Origin of the sequence: Pseudomonas grimontii, from assembly GCF_007858185.1 — a bacterium.
GTDB classification, from domain to species: Bacteria; Pseudomonadota; Gammaproteobacteria; order Pseudomonadales; family Pseudomonadaceae; genus Aquipseudomonas; species Aquipseudomonas grimontii.
Genome location: NZ_VFES01000027.1, coordinates 56,274 through 76,742, shown reverse-complemented (window position 1 = coordinate 76,742; position 20,469 = coordinate 56,274). Strand labels below are relative to the sequence as shown.

Annotated in this window: 15 protein-coding genes and 3 pseudogenes; 11 read left to right on the top strand and 7 right to left on the bottom strand. The window is 58.1% G+C overall.

Going from position 1 to position 20,469, the window contains the following annotated elements:
- Positions 1–166: 166 nt before the first annotated feature.
- Genes FIV39_RS28925 through phnC form a run of 5 tightly spaced genes read right to left on the bottom strand, consistent with a single transcriptional unit; the run spans position 167 to position 4,572 of the window.
- Positions 167–1,036, bottom strand: coding sequence for a LysR family transcriptional regulator (locus FIV39_RS28925; protein ID WP_010466239.1), 870 nt, complete (start codon positions 1,034–1,036; stop codon positions 167–169).
- Positions 1,030–2,040, bottom strand: coding sequence for a phosphonate dehydrogenase PtxD (gene ptxD / locus FIV39_RS28920; RefSeq protein ID WP_003118429.1), 1,011 nt, complete (start codon positions 2,038–2,040; stop codon positions 1,030–1,032). The genes FIV39_RS28925 and ptxD overlap by 7 nt, the downstream gene beginning before the upstream one ends.
- 8 nt (positions 2,041–2,048) lie before the next feature.
- Complete coding sequence (gene phnE, locus FIV39_RS28915; RefSeq protein WP_010466252.1) at positions 2,049–2,876, bottom strand: phosphonate ABC transporter, permease protein PhnE; 828 nt, start codon at positions 2,874–2,876, stop codon at positions 2,049–2,051.
- Positions 2,877–2,884: 8 nt separating this feature from the next.
- Positions 2,885–3,748, bottom strand: a complete 864-nt coding sequence (phnD, locus tag FIV39_RS28910; protein WP_010466255.1) for a phosphate/phosphite/phosphonate ABC transporter substrate-binding protein — start codon at positions 3,746–3,748, stop codon at positions 2,885–2,887.
- The gene (gene phnC / locus FIV39_RS28905) at positions 3,745–4,572 is read right to left on the bottom strand and encodes a phosphonate ABC transporter ATP-binding protein (protein WP_003118432.1); all 828 of its coding nucleotides are present in this window, start codon (positions 4,570–4,572) and stop codon (positions 3,745–3,747) included. Before phnC ends, phnD begins: the two co-directional genes overlap by 4 nt.
- Before the next feature lie 461 nt (positions 4,573–5,033).
- Here phnC and FIV39_RS28900 point away from each other — a divergent pair.
- The 5 genes and pseudogenes from FIV39_RS28900 to FIV39_RS28875 form a co-directional block, all read left to right on the top strand.
- A pseudogene (locus FIV39_RS28900) lies at positions 5,034–5,546 on the top strand (IS5-like element ISPre1 family transposase); the annotation flags it as partial.
- Between the two features lie 519 nt (positions 5,547–6,065).
- Positions 6,066–7,334, top strand: coding sequence for a group II intron reverse transcriptase/maturase (ltrA, locus tag FIV39_RS28890; protein ID WP_010466266.1), 1,269 nt, complete (start codon positions 6,066–6,068; stop codon positions 7,332–7,334).
- Between the two features lie 59 nt (positions 7,335–7,393).
- Positions 7,394–7,864 (top strand): annotated as a pseudogene (locus FIV39_RS28885) (IS5 family transposase); the annotation flags it as partial.
- A 188-nt stretch (positions 7,865–8,052) separates the two neighbouring features.
- Entirely contained in the window at positions 8,053–8,424 is a 372-nt protein-coding gene (locus FIV39_RS28880) for a hypothetical protein (RefSeq protein ID WP_051488632.1), read from the top strand.
- 244 nt (positions 8,425–8,668) lie between these two features.
- Positions 8,669–11,467, top strand: coding sequence for an SEC-C metal-binding domain-containing protein (locus tag FIV39_RS28875; RefSeq protein WP_033987773.1), 2,799 nt, complete (start codon positions 8,669–8,671; stop codon positions 11,465–11,467).
- An 83-nt stretch (positions 11,468–11,550) separates the two neighbouring features.
- Here the strand turns inward: FIV39_RS28875 and FIV39_RS28870 are convergent, their stop codons facing one another.
- Positions 11,551–12,207 carry a DUF6988 family protein gene (locus FIV39_RS28870; RefSeq protein WP_090401280.1) on the bottom strand — a complete coding sequence of 219 codons (657 nt, stop codon included), beginning with the start codon at positions 12,205–12,207 and terminating at the stop codon, positions 11,551–11,553.
- 371 nt (positions 12,208–12,578) lie between these two features.
- Between FIV39_RS28870 and FIV39_RS28865 the strand changes: the two are divergent.
- From FIV39_RS28865 to FIV39_RS28850, 3 genes and pseudogenes are all read left to right on the top strand, one after another.
- Positions 12,579–13,412: pseudogene (locus FIV39_RS28865) on the top strand (PA0069 family radical SAM protein); the annotation flags it as partial.
- A 227-nt stretch (positions 13,413–13,639) separates the two neighbouring features.
- Positions 13,640–14,371 (top strand): carbonic anhydrase, encoded by a 732-nt coding sequence (locus FIV39_RS28855; RefSeq protein ID WP_090401279.1) that lies wholly within the window; start codon positions 13,640–13,642, stop codon positions 14,369–14,371.
- Positions 14,372–14,456: 85 nt separating this feature from the next.
- On the top strand, positions 14,457–16,004 hold the full coding sequence (locus FIV39_RS28850; RefSeq protein ID WP_090401278.1) for a SulP family inorganic anion transporter: 1,548 nt from the start codon (positions 14,457–14,459) through the stop codon (positions 16,002–16,004).
- A 61-nt stretch (positions 16,005–16,065) separates the two neighbouring features.
- Here the strand turns inward: FIV39_RS28850 and FIV39_RS28845 are convergent, their stop codons facing one another.
- Positions 16,066–16,713, bottom strand: coding sequence for a hypothetical protein (locus tag FIV39_RS28845; RefSeq protein ID WP_090401277.1), 648 nt, complete (start codon positions 16,711–16,713; stop codon positions 16,066–16,068).
- 367 nt (positions 16,714–17,080) lie between these two features.
- Between FIV39_RS28845 and coxB the strand changes: the two genes are divergently transcribed.
- From coxB to FIV39_RS28830, 3 genes are read left to right on the top strand one after another with little or no spacing between them, the layout of a single operon-like run.
- The gene (coxB, locus tag FIV39_RS28840) at positions 17,081–18,208 is read left to right on the top strand and encodes a cytochrome c oxidase subunit II (RefSeq protein WP_090401276.1); all 1,128 of its coding nucleotides are present in this window, start codon (positions 17,081–17,083) and stop codon (positions 18,206–18,208) included.
- Positions 18,209–18,266: 58 nt separating this feature from the next.
- Entirely contained in the window at positions 18,267–19,856 is a 1,590-nt protein-coding gene (gene ctaD / locus FIV39_RS28835; protein ID WP_024072609.1) for a cytochrome c oxidase subunit I, read from the top strand.
- A 33-nt stretch (positions 19,857–19,889) separates the two neighbouring features.
- Entirely contained in the window at positions 19,890–20,441 is a 552-nt protein-coding gene (locus FIV39_RS28830) for a cytochrome c oxidase assembly protein (protein ID WP_090401275.1), read from the top strand.
- Positions 20,442–20,469: the final 28 nt, after the last annotated feature.

Below are 20,469 nucleotides of genomic sequence, written 5' to 3'. Positions count from 1 at the left end.
TTGCGGGTTTGCTTGCGCTTGCCAGCGTACTCGGCGTCGGCGAAGGTCATCTGCTTCATCGGGAAACTCGGTGGGTGGGGTCGCGGTATTTTGCCAAATCAGAAAGTCTTTTTCAGAGTTTCCCTAGGCTGACAAGCCAAGCGCTGGATCGCAACCATCCATCACCTTATCCAGCTAGATCTGCCTCCTCCAATAAGTGCCGCACAAATCCCGGCGGGTGCAGATTTCCGGGAGGTTTGCGCCAGATCAGTTGGAGACGCTTTTCAAGCCCCGGGATGGGAAGAGCTACCAGCGCGCCACTGCGAACTTCGTCTTGTACTGCGGAAGCCATCACCAACGACACGCCGAGTCCCGCCCTCACTGCTTGTTTGACTGCCTCGGTGCTGCCTAGCTGCATACCGCTGCGAGGCACGCCCAGTTCGCCAAAGTATTCGGTCAGAAGCCGTCCGGTACCGCTACCCGGTTCACCTCCCAGCATCGGCAGGTCCACCAGACGATCACGTTCTATGCACCCTGCTTCAGCCAGCGCATGGTCGGGGCTGACGATAAGCACCAGCGGCTCGACCCGCCAGAGGCGGTGTTCGAAGTCGGGGTGAGGTAGCCACCATTCCATGATCGCGGCGTCGAGCTGGCCCGCCAGTAGCTGGTCGGCCACATCCGGGTTGGCGGCGATGCGCAGATCCACCTCGCCCCTCTCATTTGCGGTCGTCAGATAGTTGCGCACGAATGGCTGGAGAAGGTAGGTGCCGATGTTGGAGCTGGCCCCGACGCGCTCACGATTGCCATGCAGGGCTTCTAGCGCCCGGGCGTGCATGTCGAGCAAGGCGGTCGCATGCGGCATGAAGGCCAGCGCCCGTGTGGTAGGCTGGCAGCCGCTACGACTGCGCTGCACCAGCGTTACGCCGACCTGCTCTTCAAGCTTCTGCAAGTGCTGCGACACCGTCGGCTGGGCCAGCCCCAACGCCCTCGCCGCGCTCTGAAAACTGCCTGTTTGAACGATCGCTACCAGGCTCTTCAGCCAGACCGGATTCAACATGCGGCAGGCTCGGCCTTGGGCAGACGGTTCGCAGCGTTGATTGGGCGCGCACCTGCCAATACCTGGATGATGTTCTGCGCTGCACAACGTTCAATCTCCAGGCGCACCGCGCGCACTGCCGACCCTATGTGCGGAGTGAACAGCGTATTCGGATGCGCGAGCAGCGCAGGATCGATCAGCCGCGGCCGGTCCGCGCGAGCCCAGTCTTCCATTTCGAATACATCCGCCGCATACCCGCCGAGCTGGCCTCGCTCAAGCGCCGCGAGCACGGCGGCTTCATCCACTACCGAACCACGACAGGGGTTTACAAGCAGAGCGCCCGGCCGTACGAGGGCAAGCAGCTCGGCGTTGACCAGATGCTGGGTATCGGCATTCAAGGGAAGCGCCAGCAGGATGAAGTCCGAGCTGGCGAAGAGTTCGCTGCACGCCACCTGGCGCAGGCCGAGCCGTTGCTCGGTTTGTGTATCCAGAGCCTTCGCCTCGTGGTACTGCAGGGTCGCGCCCCATCCCTGCAAGCGATCAGCCATGGCCAGTCCGATGGCGCCCATGCCAAGGATGCCGACCGTAGCGTTATCCAGCCCCGTGCCGTAGAACTGTGGTTGCCAGCCCTGGAACTCGCCAGAGCGGACGAACGCATCTGCTGCCCGCAGATGCCGCCCCAGCCCCACCGCCAGTCCGATCGCCAGCTCGGCAGTCGGGACCGTCAACAGATCAGGCACGAAGGTCAGCCAGACCCCGCGGGCAGTACAGGCGTCCACATCGAAATTGTCGAAGCCCTTGAGCGCGCAGCCGACTACACGCAGCTCAGGGCAGGCTTGAAGAAAGTCTGCATCGACCCGATCGGGCATGAACGCCATCATCGCCTGAGCATCGCGGCAGCGGCGCAGAATTTCCTCGCGCGTCAGCGTGCTGTCGGTCTGGTTGGTCATCAGCTCGCAATGTGGCGCCAGCAGTTGCAGGATCTCATCGTGTACTCGGTGAGTTATAACGAGTTTCGGCAGCATGGTTTGTCCTATTTGAAACGTTTGCGCAGCACGCCACTGAAGGCGTCTACTAGCGTGACCATGGCCAGGATGACCAGCAGGATTGCTGCAACCTCCTGGTACTGCATGATGCGCAGCGAGCCCATGAGTTCGAAGCCGATACCGCCGGCGCCAACCATGCCCATCACGGTGGAGGCGCGAAAGTTGTATTCCCAGCGGTAGATCGCCACGTCGGCGAACTGCGGCGTCACCTGTGGCAAAACCGCGTGCAGCAGCACTTGCATCGGCGTAGCCCCCGCCGCCCGAGCGGCTTCCACCGGCGCTTCGTCGACGTGCTCGATGGCCTCGGCGAAGAACTTGCCGACCATGCCGACCGAATGCAGACCCAGGGCAAGCACGCCCGGCAAGGCGCCGAACCCTACGGCTGCAACGAAGATGATGCCCATGATCAGCTCCGGCACCGACCGCAGGGCATTGAGCAGCACCCGGGCAACACCGAACACAAGGGGGTGCGGCGCCGTATTGCGCGCTGCAACGAAGGCCACCACCAGCGAGAACACCACTGCGATGGCCGTACCGGCGATGCTCATCGCCAAGGTGTCGATCAAGGGGCGAATCCAGCTTCGATAGCCCGAAAAGTCTGGCGGCATGGCCTCGCCTGCCAGGGTCGCGATGGAGGGCAGCCCGTTCAGCAGCGTGGTGGCATCGAGCAGCCCCACGTACCAGCAGGCCAACAGCACCACTCCGAATACAATCGCCACCTGCCCCAGCTGGCGCCACCAACCGAGGCCGAAGCCTCGAAGGATGTGCTCGCGTTGCTCTGCAGGCAGCGCCTGCACGTCGTAATGAGTAGACATATCGGTGCTCACATCGTGGCGAAGTCGAGGCCGAGCAGCGATCCCATGTTGCGGATCACATCGTAGTCGGCGTCGGTGATTGGCGCGAAGGCCTCGGCCTTGAAGTTGCGCAGCACTTCGGGATCGTCGATACCGACGAATACATCCCGCACCTTGGTTTTCAGCTCGGGGCTCAGGTTCGAGCGCATCGCCCAGGGGTACTGGGGGTATTCGCCGCTGTAACCAAGTACTTTCACCTTGCTCGGATCGATTAGGCCACGTTCGGCTACGTGATTGAAAATTACCTCCGACAGCCCACCCGCATCGGCGTTGCCGTTCGCCACGTTGACGGCAACGGCGTCATGCGTGCCCACAAAATGTTGTTCGTAGTCCTGCCCACCCGTCAAATCGGCCGTCTCAAGAAGCACGGTTTTGGGAATCAAATGGCTGGACGTCGATGCCCGGTCACCATAGGCCATCTTCTTGCCCTTAAGGTCGGCATACTCATTCACGCCTGACGCCACATTGGCGATAATCACCGAGCGATAGGTCGGCTTGCCGTCGATGACCATGGCAGCGAAGGGCTCGATGTCGCTTTTGCTTTTGGCCATGACGTAGGACAGCGGACCGAAATACGCCAGGTCGATACGGCCAAAGCGCATCGCCTCAATCATCGAGGAATAGTCGGTGGTTACGATCAGCTGCACCTTCTTGTCCAGATGCTCTTCCAGATAATCCTTCAGCGGCTGGTTACGCTTGATCAGCTCGGAGGCGTTTTCGTCCGGCAGCAGGGCAACCTTTAGCACATCCGGATCGGCATCGGCCGCTAGGGCGGACAAACTTGAAACAGCGGACAGCAAGCAAGTCAATAAGAGCGCGGATAAGCGTTTCATCGGGACATCTCCAGTGAAGGTTCGAGCATGACAGGTGGTTCAGCCGGAGCATTCGCTGGCTGAGTCGTAGAGCGGCCTGCATAGATGCGCTCAAGCTGCGCATCGGTGAGTTCCGAGGGCGCGGCATCGAAAACAATCTGAGAATCGGCCAGCCCGACGACGCGATCGGCGAAGCGGCGGGCATATTCGAGTTGATGCAGCGAAACGATGGCGGTGATGCCGTCTTCCTTGCAGATGTCGCGCAGCAATCCGAGAACACGGACCGAAGTGGCCGGGTCGAGACTGGCTACCGGCTCATCGGCCAGAATGATCGCCGGCTGTTGCGCTAGCGCACGCGCGATGCCTACCCGCTGCTGCTGGCCACCGGACAGTTTGTCCACCCGGCTTAGCGCCTTGTCTGCCAGACCGACCCGAGCGAGGCAACTGAGCGCAATCTCCTGATCGGCACGCGGCAGAGGAAACAGCGAGCGGAGCGTGTTGTGAAAGGCCAGCCGACCGGTAAGCACATTAGCCAGTGCGCTTTGACGTTCGATTAGCTGGTGGTGCTGAAAGATCATGGCGGTACGCCGACGATGCTGACGCAAGGCCGAGCCGCTGCCGAGTTCACCGAGTTCGCTGGTGACACTGCCGCCAGTGGGCGTGACGAGTCGATTGAGACTACGGAGCAAGGTCGACTTGCCTGCGCCCGAGAGACCAAGCAGCACGGTGAACTCACCACGCCGAAATGCAATCGAGGTATCGCGTAGGGCTGTCACGCCGCCTGGATAGACGACGCTCAACCGGTCGACCCGCAGCACGGCGTCCTGTATCGGATGGGGCGTCATTTGATCACCTTTCGCAATATTGCTGGCCGCACAATTGCGGTTCGCGATGCAAAGGGTAGAAATTCCTTGTTACCGCACTGCTTCTAAAGGATGACATTTCGATGAATACTTCGAATCTGCCGTAGCGGGGCGGCAAGCGAAGCCGTGGAAGAACGGGCGCAACGTAGCGTCTTTCTTCACGCGGGATACAGGAGGCTTTGATTGATACTGCTGCGGATTCGCTACAGTAACGTTGGGCCAGAACGTAATGCCATCCAAGCAAGAGAGCGCACACTAGCGGACTATAGGAGACATTCTATTCTTGCCCGTCGATTGACCTAGGCCGTTATGTGGCTGGTCGAAACCTTCAGGTGCCGCCCAACTAGACGTCTGTTGTCGCGCCCAGCTTAATGCTAGGGAAACTCTGAAGAAGACTTCCAGATTTTGGCAAAATACCCGGATTCCACCCACCGAGTTTCCCGATGAAGCAGATGACCTTCGCCGACGCCGAGTACGCCGGTAAGCGCAAACAAACCCGCAAAGAGTTGTTCCTGATCGAGATGGATCGGGTGGTGCCGTGGAAGGGTTTGATTGCCTTGATCGAGCCGCATTATCCCAAGGGTGAAGGCGGTCGTCCGGCCTATCCGCTGATGGCGATGCTGCGCGTGCACCTGATGCAAAACTGGTTCGGTTACAGCGATCCAGCGATGGAAGAGGCGCTGTACGAGACCACCATCCTGCGCCAGTTCGCGGGGCTGAGCTTGGAGCGTATCCCCGATGAAACCACCATCCTCAACTTCCGTCGTTTGCTGGAGAAGCACGAACTAGCCGCCGGCATCTTGGCTGTCATCAATGGCTATCTGGGCGACCGAGGGCTGTCGCTGCGCCAAGGCACGATCGTCGATGCCACGCTGATCAATGCGCCGAGTTCGACCAAGAACAAGGACGGTAAGCGCGACCCGGAAATGCATCAGACCAAGAAGGGTAACCAGTACTGTGTGTCACGAACACAGGTCAGATGACCTGTGCTGCTGTGCCGAAGATGGAAGTAGGCCTTCCGAAGTCGGCTTGCAGGAGCGGACTTCAAACCACCCGGTGCTGCGGCATCCAAAAGGTGTGGTGGTGAGCGACCGAGGAAAAGTCATCCCTGAGGATGGCAGGTGAGTATGGAGAAGATGAGCGAAAGCAAACCGTCCGATGACGCATCGTTATGCCCAAGGTGCTGCCGAAACTGAGGTGGAGTACTGGCTTCAGGACAAGTCGGGGCGTTACCTGCTTACGGACCCGATGGCAGCCGGTGTATAGGCGGCATGATCTTCATACAGGCTTTGGTACGGAACGTGAGAACCTTGTTCCAGATGCGAAGGAAAATGACAAATGGCCAACACCATGAGGAAGAATACCGATGCTGGAACGAGGGGCGGAGCCTCCCGTAGTAGCGATGAAGCCTCTGTAATGGAGGTGGAGCGAAGGGGCGGCGTTATCCGGCCGACGAGCGTTGCCAACCTCCGGGGATGAGTGGCGTGAGCTCGGCGAAACCTTATGACATAGCGAAACGCACGGTATGGGACGCCTACCAGCAGGTCAGGGCCAACCGCGGTGCTGCCGGCATCGACGATGAAACCATCGCCGATTTCGAGCGGGATCTGTCTAAGAATCTCTACAAGCTGTGGAATCGGATGTCGTCGGGGTCGTACTTCCCGCCTCCGGTCAAGCAAGTAGAAATTCCCAAGGCATCGGGAGGCACGCGCAAGCTGGGAGTGCCCACGGTTGGTGATCGTGTCGCGCAAACCGTGGTCAAGCTTCTCATCGAGCCGGAGCTGGACTCGATCTTCCACTCGGACTCCTATGGGTACCGGCCGGGACGATCAGCGAAGCAGGCGGTGGCGATCACGCGTGAGCGCTGCTGGCGATACGACTGGGTGGTGGAGTTTGATATCAAGGCAGCCTTCGATCAGATCAATCATGGGTTGCTGATGAAGGCGGTGCGCCTGCACATCAAGGAGGACTGGATACTTCTGTACATCGAGCGGTGGCTGGTTGCGCCGTTCGAAACGGATCACGGTATGCGCGTCCGACGCGAACGCGGCACCCCGCAAGGTGGAGTGATCAGTCCCCTCCTGATGAATCTGTTCATGCACTATGCCTTCGACACCTGGATGCAACGTACCAGCCCCAACTGCCCGTTTGCCCGCTACGCCGATGATGCGGTGGTGCACTGCCGCAGTCGAAAGCAAGCGGAGTACGTGATGCGCTCCATTGCTTCACGGCTGGCTGCCTGTGGCTTGACGATGCACCCCGAGAAATCGAAGGTCGTGTACTGCAAGGACAGTAACCGTCGCGCAGGTTATCCGCATGTGAGCTTTACCTTCCTCGGCTTCACCTTTAGGCCGAGGAAGGCGCTCAGCAAACAAGACCAGCTCTTCACGAGCTTCCTTCCGGGAGCGAGTGCGGATGCCTTAAAGCGGATGCGGCAAGCGGTACGCAGGTGGCGACTCAATCGCCAAACCCACGTGACGCTGGTCGACGTGGCTCGGCTCTACAATCCAGTGATACAGGGGTGGTCGCAATACTATGGCTCGTTCTATCGGACAGCCATGCTTGGCATCTTCCAGCACATTGACCGCGCGCTTGAACGCTGGGCCCGACGAAAATACAAGGCTCTTCATAGGCGCAAGCGGCGCATTAGCCAATGGCTGGACAAGATGCGGACTGTGGTACCCCGGCTGTTTCATCACTGGCGAGTGACCGGGCAGCAAGGTTGGATAACGGGAGCCGTATGACGCGAGAGTGTCACGTACGGTTCTGCGAGCGGCTGCGGGGGCAGTTCCCGCGGCCGACTCACCACTTCGGCATGAAGGCGCACATCGGTGTCGATGATGAGTCGGGCTTGGTGCACAGCGTGGTGGGCACGGCGGCCAACGTGGCCGATGTCACCCAGGTCGATAAGCTGCTGCACGGCGATGAGAACATGGTCGGTGCCGACGCGGGTTACACCGGCGTCGAGAAACGCCCTGAACATGAAGGCCGGGGGGTCATCTGGCAGATCGCCGCCCGCCGTAGTACTTACAAGAAGCTTGATAAGCGCAGTGCTTTGTACAAAGCCAAGCGCAAGATTGAGAAGGCCAAGGCTCAGGTACGAGCCAAGGTCGAGCATCCGTTCCGGGTGATCAAGCGCCAGTTCGGTTATGTGAAGGTGCGCTTCCGTGGTCTGGCGAAGAACACGGCGCAACTGATGACGCTGTTCGCGCTGTCGAACCTGTGGATGGCGCGCCGACATTTACTGGCGAATGCAGGAGAGGTGCGCCTGTAATGTGGAAAATGGCTGCCGCGAGGTGCTCGCGGCGGCTAAAAACACAGAAATAAGCGGGTGATCTGAGCGTTTTTGATCGATTTGCCGCTTTTAAAATCGGCAGGGGCTGAAGTCAGCCAGAAATACACAACTACTTCAGACCATCCCTAGGTTCGTCGGATCCTGCCGATGCTATTTACGGGAGCCCAGTGTACGAGCGATTTTGCGAGGAGATTGATAACCTGCTATCGGGCGAAGCGGCAGACACCAATGCCTACGACTATTCGTGTGAAGATTTTGAGGTGACATCTTCGTCGTATGATGAAACCAAAGGCCTACTGGTACTGGAGGTTTCGTTTACTTACTCGGGTGAGCAGGATCAAGATCGTCCATACGCTGGTTGTGAATTTTATCTGGACGTTGAAGTTACGTTGGTGCGGCGCCCTGGTGAGTGGCTATTCGAAGAGGGCTGGGTAGCAGTAACCAAGATTGAGACAGATCAGGATCGCGACCGAGAGGCTGAGCTTGCTGACATGTACGCAGATTACTTGAAGGATAAAAAGCGAACTGATGGCATGTAAGTAAGAGCGCTGCGTGCGCAAAATGGCCGATAGTGGACTCTGGTGATAGCCGCTGTCGGCCAGGAGCAGACATCTGCGAGCTGCAACTCGGACAGTCAGTACCCGCGAATTACCGCGATCATTGAGCCGTGGCTGGGCAGACCGTGACTGGTCGGAAGCTAGGGGCTCGGGTACGCTGGCGACTCCATGAGTTGTAGTGTTAATTCGAATTTATTCTATTTAGCAATTACGAGAGATCAAAAAAATGCAGGGAGGCGATGAAAAAAGCACTCCAGATGTGCTAGATGTTACTCAACTGATACGCATCGAAGCGGTACACAGAGGATTCTTATATCAGCACCTGTATACCGTTGGTTGCTTGCTATTAGCGCAGGCGGCCGCCGTCGATGTGGTGATGGTTGAGCTTGATGAGGATATTGAGCTTGTTACCGATCAGGGACGAATCTATGTGCAGGTTAAGACCCGTTCAAAACCAATCATTCCCAGCGATATTTCAAGCGCCCTAGAGCGTTTTGAAAACCTGCGAAATGAGCATGCTGAGGGGATGCGCAAAGGCGAGGCTGCCTTTGTTATCGTCGCGAACCAAGCACCGAGCGTTCAGTTCCAGCAGACTATCAACGATAAAAAACTCCCCCCTGATGTTCTTTTCGTTTGGCCCCAATCTACTTCTGAACGCCACCCGGCACTTCCGCCCGCCTGGGAGTCGCTAACTGATGCAGCGGCATGGTGTATCGCCCAAGCGGAGAAGCTGAATTTTTCATTGTTGTCCCCGGATTCCCTGATATGGAAGCTAGCCGGACTGGCGCAGCTTGCAGCCACGGGTAGTGCCCCGAACAAACAGCATGCGTTTCACGCCAAAGACCTACCTGCGCTATTTGAGCAACTCATCGTTCAACTACAGGATTTCCCCGCACCTCCAGCGTTTTACAGGCCACAAAAACTGGAGCCATCTCTCGCATCCGACGAGCGTGTACGTATCATTTGCGGATTATCCGGTGCAGGCAAGACAGCGTGGGCAGCGCAGGCAGCTCTACACTGCTCTCAGCTGTGTGCCTACTATGACACCGGCGACCTTCCGGGCCCTGCTCTGGCGAGCACACTGGTTCGTGAGTTGGCAGCGAAATTTGCAACACCGGATCGGGATGGTCTGCGAAAAATCCTGCTGCCGGGCGCCAGTGGTTACGAGGCACTCAGAACATTCGACACATTTCTGGATCAGCAAGGAGCCACCCTGCTGCTGATTTTAGATAATGCGCATCGTGTTCCTGTAGAAAATCTGCGCGATACACTGAATGCAACCAAATGCATTCGTTTCGTCCTGCTGTGCCAGCCCCATGACAACGTCCGCGAGCTGGAAGCTGTTACTGGACTGCAGCGTGAGGCACTTTTGGGGTGGGATATTGATACGGTGGCCGCAGCAGTAGACGATCTCGGTGGCTATGCCACCGCTCAAGGCTACGAGCAACTGCGGACTTATACCGGTGGACTGCCGCTGTATGTTCAGAGCGCTGCAAAAATAGCGGTCACAGAATACGGAGGCAATGTCGATGTGCTGTGCGCTGAACTTCAGCAGCAGGAAAACAGTGTCGAGACTGCGCAGGAAGTCATCCTTACCCGTATTTATCAGGGGTTTGATAAGTTAACTCAGGATTCGCTGGCATTGTTCAGCCTGACTGATGTGGGGTTGAGTCGCGAAGAAGTTTGTGAGCTTCTGGTCAAGTCACTAAATGTATCCACAGGTGGCGCTGCCTCAATTCTTAAGAAAATGCGGGCCACCGGCACCGTTGAGATTTTTGGGAACCAGATGCTGAAGGTACATGACGCCGTCAGAGCACTGGGGCTGCAGCACTTGGAGCTTATGGATCCGGCGGTGGCAAATAACGCACTTATGGCATTGAAAGAGCTGCTGGTCGTGAGCCTTCACAAAACTCGCGACACATCAAGATTCGCGTTGTTGACCCAGGTTTATATCAAACTCAACGATGTCATGACACTCATCGCACTTTCAGGCGAGGAGCTATTTTATGAGATGGGTATTAACGTCGACATACTGGCAAGTCTAGAACGAGCAACGAATTCAGATACACTGGAACCTGTTCATAAATTCTGGGCGTTGGATGGACTAGTTTTCTCTGAGCTTCGAGAAGGCCGTCCTGATAAAATCGTCCAGCGACTTGAGGCCATGGAAGCTCTTCTTATTGAGTATAAGTTTGATTTTCGTGAACAAATTGCATATGCAATGAAACGGATATTATTCTCAGCAGAAAATGGTAACGCATACGAGGTTAAGCGGCTTGTAGAGCAGGCCATCACGAAGTTGCCCGATGCTGAGCATGAACGCATATTTGACTATAACCATGCCATAGCTCTATGGAAGTTAAAGAGATATAAGGAGGCAGAAGCGCTGTGCTGGAAGGTCACTGATGGATATTACGACCTGTTCGGTATTCGTCCGGCAGATGTGATGGGTAAAAATGCGGATGTGCTATGGAAAATTATAAAACGCCCAGAAAATGTTCATGAACATCTCAAACATCTCGCCGACGCACTAGAGTTGTACGCAATAATCCTTCAAGCGCGTGGAAAACCAACGCCATTCATCCGTATTCATTCGATGAAGTTCTACAACATGGCCGGTGCGCCAGAGTCTATGGTGCGGGTCGGCCAGGATTTGGCGGATGAATTTGTCGCCAGGAAAGACTATGAAGGCGCCAGAGAAGTCATGGAGCAGCACGTTTTGCCGATTGTAAATACGGCTGGACTGGTGAACAGGCTGGTTCAGGTACGAAGCCAATATGCGGTGATACTGGCACTATGCGGGCGGCACGATGACGCAGATGCTGAAATGACACGTTTGGGTCCTTATTTTGACGGGTTGACTGGCGAGCAACGTCAGGAAGTTGAAAATCAATCAAATTACATTGCCCAACTCGCCTATGAGGCGTTGAAACCTACTATCGGGCAGATGTTCGGTGCGGTAGGAAGAAATGATCGATGCCCCTGTGGCTCTGGCCTGAAATATAAAAAATGTCATGGGGCTTGACGGCCTAAGACTGAACAGGGCGCGAGCCTCTTCAACATCGCAGAAATGTCTGCTCTTGGCCGAAAACTGACCACTCCAAACGGTCAATGAGCCGGTTCGGCCGTACGCTTGTGTGGTGGGTTATTAGCAGGGAAGCAGTCTTGGAACTCCTTGTAGATGCCTGCCATCATCCCTGTCTCCGGCGGTACACCACTAAGGATCAAAAGCAGATTGCCTGCGATTCCGAGCAGACCATTCGAGTGCTGGATCTCTGCTAAAACCAGCTCTGGCGGAAACCCCCTTCCGTGACGATTAACTGCATGGATGCCTCCATGCACGTAGGAACTCAAAGGTCTCCAAGAGTAATGCTTAAACTCCTTTAGGTGTGCTACCGGAGCGTGCGGAGCTTTCACCTCAATCTCTTCCAACATTTGGCTGAGCATAGGGATTTTGCTTGCCTGCTTTGCCGTCTCATGTGTGAGCTCAGCAAGCATTAAATCCGCCTGACCATCCTTGGCTACATAAAGCACCCACAGTGCGCGAACTAGTGATTCGTACTGTACTCGCAGCAATGCTGCAGCAGAGGTGTACAGCCCTGCTGCCACCAGATGCTTCAGGCCCCGGGCGTGCTCAAATCCTAGACTAGCTAGAGCTTGGGTTGCCTGCAGGCGACTGGAGGCATTGACCAAGGGCAGGGCGAAAAAGCCGACAAGCCTGTCCTCAAGCATGGCCGACCGTGCCAGTAATTCATCGAAGTGCATACAGATGCCCAAGTCAGAGCAGAGTCATGTAGCCAAGGATTCTATCGACACCGGGCAATGACCGCATCTGGCCGATTCCGGCCTGCTACTACCTGGAACTCCCAGCCAAAAGTGGCATCGTGTGTCTCAAAAGCTGGGACGATTCACTACCTGCAGCCATAAACCTATGACGTAGTGGCAGGTTCGGCTCTGGTCGAGGCTTGTTAAGGAGCCGACATCTGCTGTTAGCTGGGCAGCCAATGCCGATGAGCCCGTTGGCCCTAGGTCACGCCGCGGATGCGATTCATTTCTGTTAGACCCGGTATTTCTACCTCTCCCTGGTGATACCCTCACACATCGGTGTCTAGGGGTTGACTTAATGGATAAGCACTGGCTGTATCTACTGCTATGCACGGCCCAGCCACGCCTATTGGGACCTGTCACCGGGGCTGGATTTTGAAACCAGGCTGATCGCCAAGAGCAACGCGGCCGACGTGCTGGAACAGCAGCTGTCGAAGCCGGGCTATGTGTGTGCGCCGATCAACCTGGGCTCCAACACCGACCCATACCAGCCTATCGAGCGTGAGTACAAGATCACCCGGCAAACCCTCGAAGTGCTGCTGCGCTATCGGCACCCGGTCACCATCATTACCAAGGGCTCGCTGATCCTGCGCGACCTGGACCTGCTGGCTGAGCTGGCCAGGCAGCGCCTTGTGGCGGTGATGATCAGCCTCACCAGCCTGGATGATGAGCTCAAGCGCATCCTGGAACCGCGCACAGCGGCGCCCAAGGCTCGGTTGCGGGCCATCCGGGTAATGCGCGAGGCGGGTATCCCGGTGGGCGTGCTGTGCTCACCGATGATCCCGATGATCAACGACAGCGAGCTGGAAAGCCTGCTCACCGAAGCCCATGCCGCCGGTGCGCAGAGTGCGGCCTACATGATGTTGCGCCTGCCGCTGGAGGTGGCGCCGCTGTTCGAGGAGTGGCTGGCGGCGCATTACCCGCAGCGTGCGGCCCATGTGATGAGCCTGGTACGTCAGGTGCGCGGTGGTGAGGTGTACGACAGTCGGTTCGGCGTACGCATGCGGGGCGAGGGGCCGTTTGCCGACCTGCTGGCCCAGCGCTTCAGCAAGGCGATCAAACGCTTGGGGCTGAATCGGCGAGAAGGTTTCAATCTGGATTGCACGGCGTTCTGTCCACCGGGCAGGCAGATGGCATTGTTGTAGACTTATGAGGAAGAATGCACCGCTCCTGTAGAAATAGTCGCGTTTTGATATTACTGAAACCCGCGATCTAGAGCGGTTCATTCAGTTTGAGTTAAGTTTCGGTGGTTACCTTGTTCAGCGAGTGACTGATGAGTCGGCGCCTTGATGTGTGAAGTTTTCCAACTATTCCACTCGCCAGGCGTCGAACTGACCTGAAAACTCCCCTGCATTAATCAAGAGGATGAATCATGAGTGACAAGGATAAACAGCCGTTGGCTGCGTCGGCTTCAGCCCCTCAGGTGGCGGAGTCTGCCGATGCAGCGCTAAAACATATCGTTGACGGCTTTTTGCATTTCCATCACGACGTCTTCCCTCAGCAGGAAGAACTCTTCAAGAAACTCGCCACGGCCCAGAGTCCACGGGCGATGTTCATTACCTGCGCCGACTCGCGCATCGTGCCTGAGCTGATTACCCAAAGCTCTCCCGGCGACCTGTTCGTGACCCGCAACGTCGGTAACGTCGTGCCGCCTTATGGGCAGATGAATGGCGGCGTTTCCACTGCCATCGAGTACGCCGTACTGGCCTTGGGCGTGCAGCACATCATCGTGTGCGGGCACTCCGATTGTGGTGCCATGCGTGCGGTCCTGAACCCCGCCAGCCTGGAGAAGATGCCGACGGTAAGGGCCTGGCTGCGGCACGCCGAAGTCGCCAAGTCCATGGTCGAGGACAACTGCGACTGTGCCAACGAAGGCGAGAGCATGAAAGTGCTCACCGAAGAAAACGTCATCGCCCAACTGCAGCATTTGCGTACCCATCCCTCGGTGGCGTCGCGTATGGCCAATGGTCAGCTGTTTATTCACGGTTGGATCTACAACATCGAGACCAGCGAAATCCGCGCCTACGATGCGGACCAGTCAGCGTTCCGCCCGTTAGGCGGCGAAGGACCGATTCCATCCGCGACGCCTAAAGCGCGCTTCTAAAACACTTCCCTGCCGGGTAAAGCGGTGGCTGCCATGGATGCAGCCAGGCTTTGCCGCGCCCGGCGAATGCCTCGGGAGAGCCATCATGCGTGCTGCTCAATTGAAAGCTGTATTGCCACGGGAGCTGCTCGCCTCCGTGGTTGTGTTTCTGGTCGCCCTGCCCCTGTGCATGGGGATCGCGATCGCGTCCGGCATGCCGCCGGCCAAGGGCCTGATCACCGGGATTATCGGTGGCTTGGTGGTGGGCTGGTTGGCGGGTTCGCCGCTGCAGGTCAGCGGCCCGGCGGCGGGTTTGGCGGTATTGGTGTTCGAGTTGGTGCGCCAGCACGGGATGATGATGCTCGGGCCGATCCTGCTGCTGGCGGGTTTCCTGCAACTGGTGGCCGGGCGTTTGCGCCTGGGTTGCTGGTTCCGCGTCACGGCGCCGGCGGTGGTGTACGGGATGCTGGCGGGGATCGGCGTATTGATTGTGCTATCGCAGATCCATGTGATGCTCGACGGTGCGCCCAAGCCCTCAGGGCTGGATAACCTGGCGGGCTTCCCCGCCGCGCTGGTGGAGGCGATTCCAACCTTGGGCGGCGGCCTGGGTTGGCAGGCCGGATTGCTCGGTTTGTCGACGATGCTGGTGATGTACCTGTGGGATAAATTCCGTCCGCAAACCCTGCGCTTCGTGCCCGGAGCGCTGTTGGGCGTGGGCCTGGCAACGGTGACCAGCCTGGTGTTGGCGTTGCAGGTCAAGCGTGTGGAGGTGCCGGAGAACCTCGCCGACGCCATCGATTGGCTGCGTCCCAGTGACCTGCTGAACCTGGCCGACCCCCAGTTGTTGATCGCCGCGTTTGCCGTGGCGTTTATCGCCAGTGCCGAAACCCTGCTCTCCGCTGCAGCGGTCGACCGCATGCACAGTGGCCAACGTTCCGACTTCGACAAGGAATTGTCTGCTCAAGGTGTAGGCAACATGCTATGCGGCCTGGTCGGTGCCCTGCCGATGACCGGTGTGATCGTGCGCAGCTCGGCCAACGTGCAGGCCGGTGCTACCACGCGCTTGTCGGCGATGTTCCATGGTGTATGGCTGTTGGGCTTCGTGTTGTTGCTGTCGAGCGTGTTGCAGAGCATTCCGGTGGCGAGCCTCGCGGGTGTATTGGTGTACACCGGGATCAAACTGGTGGATATCAAGGCCTTCAAGGCGCTCGGTCGCTATGGGCGTATGCCGATGTTTACCTACGCGGCCACGGCGTTGGCAATCATTTTCACCGACCTGCTGACCGGTGTGCTGGTGGGCTTCGGGCTTACGCTGGTCAAGCTGGCGTTCAAGGCCTCGCGCCTGAAAGTCAGCCTGATCGACCTGCCCCAGGAGGGGGAAATGGAGCTGCGTTTGACTGGCGCGGCGACCTTCCTGAAAGTGCCGGCGTTGACCCAGGTGCTATCGACAGTGCCGCCGGGCACCACCGTGCACGTACCGCTGAGTAACCTGAGCTATATCGACCATTCCTGCCTGGAGTTGCTGGAGGAATGGGGCCGGGCGAATGCGGCCAAGGGCTCGAAGCTGGTGATCGAGGCGCGTGGGTTGAAGCGCAGGCTCGAAGGCCGGGTCAGGACGACGACAGGGATCGGCTCGGCGCCCTCAATCGGCTGAGGCAGCCGGATCTGTGGGAGGGGCGAGCCCCTCCCACATTCGTTCTGGCCTAATTTAAGATTTAAGCTGGCTGATCCAGTGCCAACTCAACCCCCAGTTGGCGGGACAGACACGGCCAGCGCTTCCACGCGGCTTCCGTTTCCGGGCTTTTCAGCTGCTCGCGATACGCCTCGACAGACTCCAGCGCAAAACTGTCTTCGTTGAGCATTTCATCCACGGCATGGTGTACGGCTTCATCCAGCTGGTTGGCGAATGCTTCGCCGATCAACTGATGGGCAATCAGGTTGGCCACGGTGGTGTCTGCTGGAATCAACGGCTGGCCGAAGTGCTTGATATACAGATCGTTGACTTCTTCAACCAGGCGATGGGCCAAGTAAGCCTCGTCGAGCAGGCCGTCGAGCCCCAGGTGGCCCGCCAGAATAGCCGGTGGTTGCAGAAAGAACTGCTCGGCGATCTTCAGCACCGGCTTGATCTGGCTTTCGATACCGGCTTCGCGTGCCACGTCATTGGCGGCTTCCAGCAAGTCCGGGACGAGTTCGATGTAGGCGGTCACAAAGCGAGTCATGACGATGTTGCGATCACCGTCAACCAGGGAAATGGCCGAATGCAGGTGCGGCAATTGCTCTTCCAGCTGCTTGGCCAGTTGGCCGGTGCTGGCTTCGTGTTGATGGGCAAGGGAAATCTGCTCGCGCAATGCGGCGGTGTTCATGAAGGCTCCAGTGAAGCAGGTGTAGGAATAGGGACAGCATAAGGTAGCTCGTTTATACGAGCGCCTAAGACGCATTTGTCATAATTATTTCATGGTTATGCACCCGCGTTATATCGAATTGCCATCGTTCGTCGGATAAACGATTCCGCACCCGGTTTTATTAGGCCCGGCCACTCATTTTTGCTCATTTGCCCCTACACATTGCGGGGTTGCAGAGCGTGTCTATACTCGGGTTTGTACGCGATTAGCTGATGACGCCAGACTGCATAAGCAGGTAAGGCTAAGCGGTTGTAAGCAGTATGGAAGCCGCTCCCTTCGACGCAGGTGCAAACCGGCGGGATAACAAGAACGATAAGGGGAACCCGCAATGACGCGACATCCACACGTTTGGATGGGCCTTCTGTTGTGGTCAGTATTCGGCCAGGCGCACGCCGCCTGGACAATGAATATGGCACCAGGGGCAACTGAAGTCAGTCACGCTGTGTTTGACCTGCACATGACCATTTTCTGGATCTGTGTGGTGATCGGCATTGTCGTATTTGGCGCAATGTTCTGGTCGATGATCCTTCATCGCCGCTCTACAGGCCAGGTCGCGGCCAAATTCCACGAAAGCACGACCGTGGAGATTCTCTGGACCGTGGTGCCCTTGCTGATCCTGGTGGCGATGGCCATTCCGGCGACCAAGACCCTGATCAACATCTACGACAGCAGTGAGTCGGATATCGATATCCAGGTCACCGGCTATCAGTGGAAGTGGCATTACAAATACCTGGGCCAGGATGTGGAGTTCTTCAGCAACCTGGCCACGCCCGCCGAGCAGATCCATAACCAGGCGACCAAGGGCGAACACTACCTGCTGGAAGTCGACCAGCCGCTGGTGCTGCCGGTGGGCGCCAAGGTGCGCTTCCTGGTAACCGCCGCCGACGTGATCCACTCCTGGTGGGTGCCGGCCTTCGCGGTCAAGCGCGACGCCATCCCGGGTTTCGTCAACGAGGCCTGGACCCGCGTCGAGAAGCCCGGCATCTACCGTGGCCAGTGCGCCGAACTGTGCGGCAAGGACCATGGTTTCATGCCCATCGTGGTCGAGGTCAAGTCCAAGGCCGACTACGACACCTGGCTCGGCGAACGCAAGGCAGAGGCCGCCAAGCTCAAGGAGCTGACCTCCAAAGAGTGGACGCTCGAAGAGCTGGTGGCCCGTGGCGACAAGGTCTACCACACCACCTGCGTGGCCTGTCACCAGGCCGAAGGCCAGGGCCTGCCGCCGATGTTCCCGGCGCTCAAGGGCTCGAAGATTGCCACCGGACCCAAGGAAGGCCACCTCAGCATCGTCTATCACGGCAAGCCTGGTACCGCGATGGCCGCCTTCGGCAAGCAGCTCTCGGAAGTCGATATCGCCGCCGTAGTGACCTACGAGCGTAACGCCTGGGGCAACAACAAAGGCGACATGGTCACGCCTAAAGACGTGCTGGCCATCAAGCAGGCGGAAAGCAAATGACCTACTTCATCGCTTTTACCTCGACCCGCCCCGCCCACTCGCTTGCAGGAGAACGGCCATGAGCGCTGTGATCGATGACCATGGCCACGCCGGTGACCATGCCCACGGCCCCGCCAAGGGTTTGATGCGCTGGGTGCTGACCACCAACCATAAAGACATCGGCACCATGTACCTGTGGTTCGCGTTCACCATGTTCCTGCTCGGCGGCTCGTTCGCCATGGTGATCCGTGCCGAATTGTTCCAGCCTGGCCTGCAGATCGTCGAGCCGGCGTTTTTCAACCAGATGACCACCATGCACGGCCTGATCATGGTGTTCGGTGCGGTGATGCCGGCGTTTGTCGGCCTGGCCAACTGGATGATTCCGCTGATGATCGGCGCGCCGGACATGGCCTTGCCGCGCATGAACAACTTCAGCTTCTGGCTGCTGCCGGCGGCGTTCCTGCTGCTGGTCTCGACCCTGTTCACGCCCGGCGGCGGGCCGAATTTCGGCTGGACCTTCTACGCCCCGCTCTCTACCACCTACGCACCGGAAAGCGTGACGTTCTTCATCTTCGCCATCCACTTGATGGGCATCAGTTCGATCATGGGTGCGATCAATGTGGTCGCCACCATCCTCAACCTGCGTGCGCCCGGCATGACCTTGATGAAGATGCCGCTGTTTGTCTGGACCTGGCTGATCACCGCGTTCCTGCTGATCGCGGTAATGCCGGTACTGGCCGGCTGCGTGACCATGATGCTGATGGACATCCACTTCGGCACCAGCTTCTTCAGCGCGGCCGGTGGCGGTGATCCGGTGCTGTTCCAGCATGTGTTCTGGTTCTTCGGCCACCCCGAGGTGTACATCATGATCCTGCCGGCGTTTGGCGCCGTCAGTTCGATTATCCCGACCTTCTCGCGCAAACCGTTGTTCGGCTATACGTCGATGGTCTACGCCACGGCGAGCATCGCGTTCCTGTCGTTTATCGTGTGGGCGCACCATATGTTCGTGGTGGGTATTCCGTTGGTGGGCGAACTGTTTTTCATGTACGCCACGCTGCTGATCGCCGTACCTACGGGGGTCAAGGTGTTCAACTGGGTCAGCACCATGTGGCAAGGCTCGCTGACCTTCGAGACACCGATGCTGTTTGCCGTGGCCTTCGTGATCTTGTTCACCATCGGCGGCTTCTCCGGGTTGATGCTGGCGATTGCCCCAGCGGACTTCCAGTACCACGACACCTACTTTGTGGTGGCGCACTTCCATTACGTACTGGTGCCTGGCGCGATCTTCGGCATCTTCGCCTCGGCCTACTACTGGCTGCCGAAATGGACCGGCCACATGTACGACGAAACCCTGGGCAAGCTGCATTTCTGGTTGTCTTTCGTGGGCATGAACATGGCGTTCTTCCCAATGCACTTCGTGGGGCTGGCCGGCATGCCGCGGCGGGTGCCGGACTACAACCTGCAGTTCGCCGACTTCAACATGGTCTCGTCCATTGGTGCCTTCATGTTTGGCGCCACGCAGATCTTCTTCCTGTTTATCGTGATCAAGTGCATCCGTGGCGGCCCGCCGGCACCGGCCAAGCCGTGGGATGGCGCCGAAGGGCTGGAGTGGAGCGTGCCTTCGCCCGCGCCGTACCACACCTTCACCACGCCACCGGAGGTCAAATGAACACGCTGATCGCCTTCGCTTCAGGGGGATGTCATGGCTGACTCCGTGCCCCTCAAGCGCCTGGTCACCCGCCTGTTGATCCTGGTGGTGGCGATGTTCGCCTTTGGTTTCGCCCTGGTGCCGATCTACGACGTGATGTGCAAGGCGTTCGGCATCAACGGCAAGACGGCCGGGCAATACGAGGGCGAGCAGGTCGTCGACCTCACGCGGCAGGTACGGGTGCAGTTCCTGTCCACCAATGCCATCGACATGGTCTGGGATTTTCACTCCAAGGCTGACGAGGTGGTGGTCAACCCCGGCGCAGTCACCGAGATGCTGTTCGTGGCCTACAACCCTACCGACAAACCGATGACCGCCCAAGCGGTGCCAAGCATTTCCCCGGCCGAGGCGGCGATGTACTTCCACAAGACCGAATGCTTTTGCTTCACCCAGCAAGTGCTGCAACCAGGCCAGCGCATCGAGATGCCGGTGCGTTTTATTGTCGACCGCGACATGCCCAAGGATGTGAAGCATTTGACCCTGGCGTACACGCTGTTTGATATCACTGCGCGCCAACCGCCGGTGGCTGTCCGTACCGGCGGCTAGCTACTGTTTGCCCGCTCAATCAGGAGAG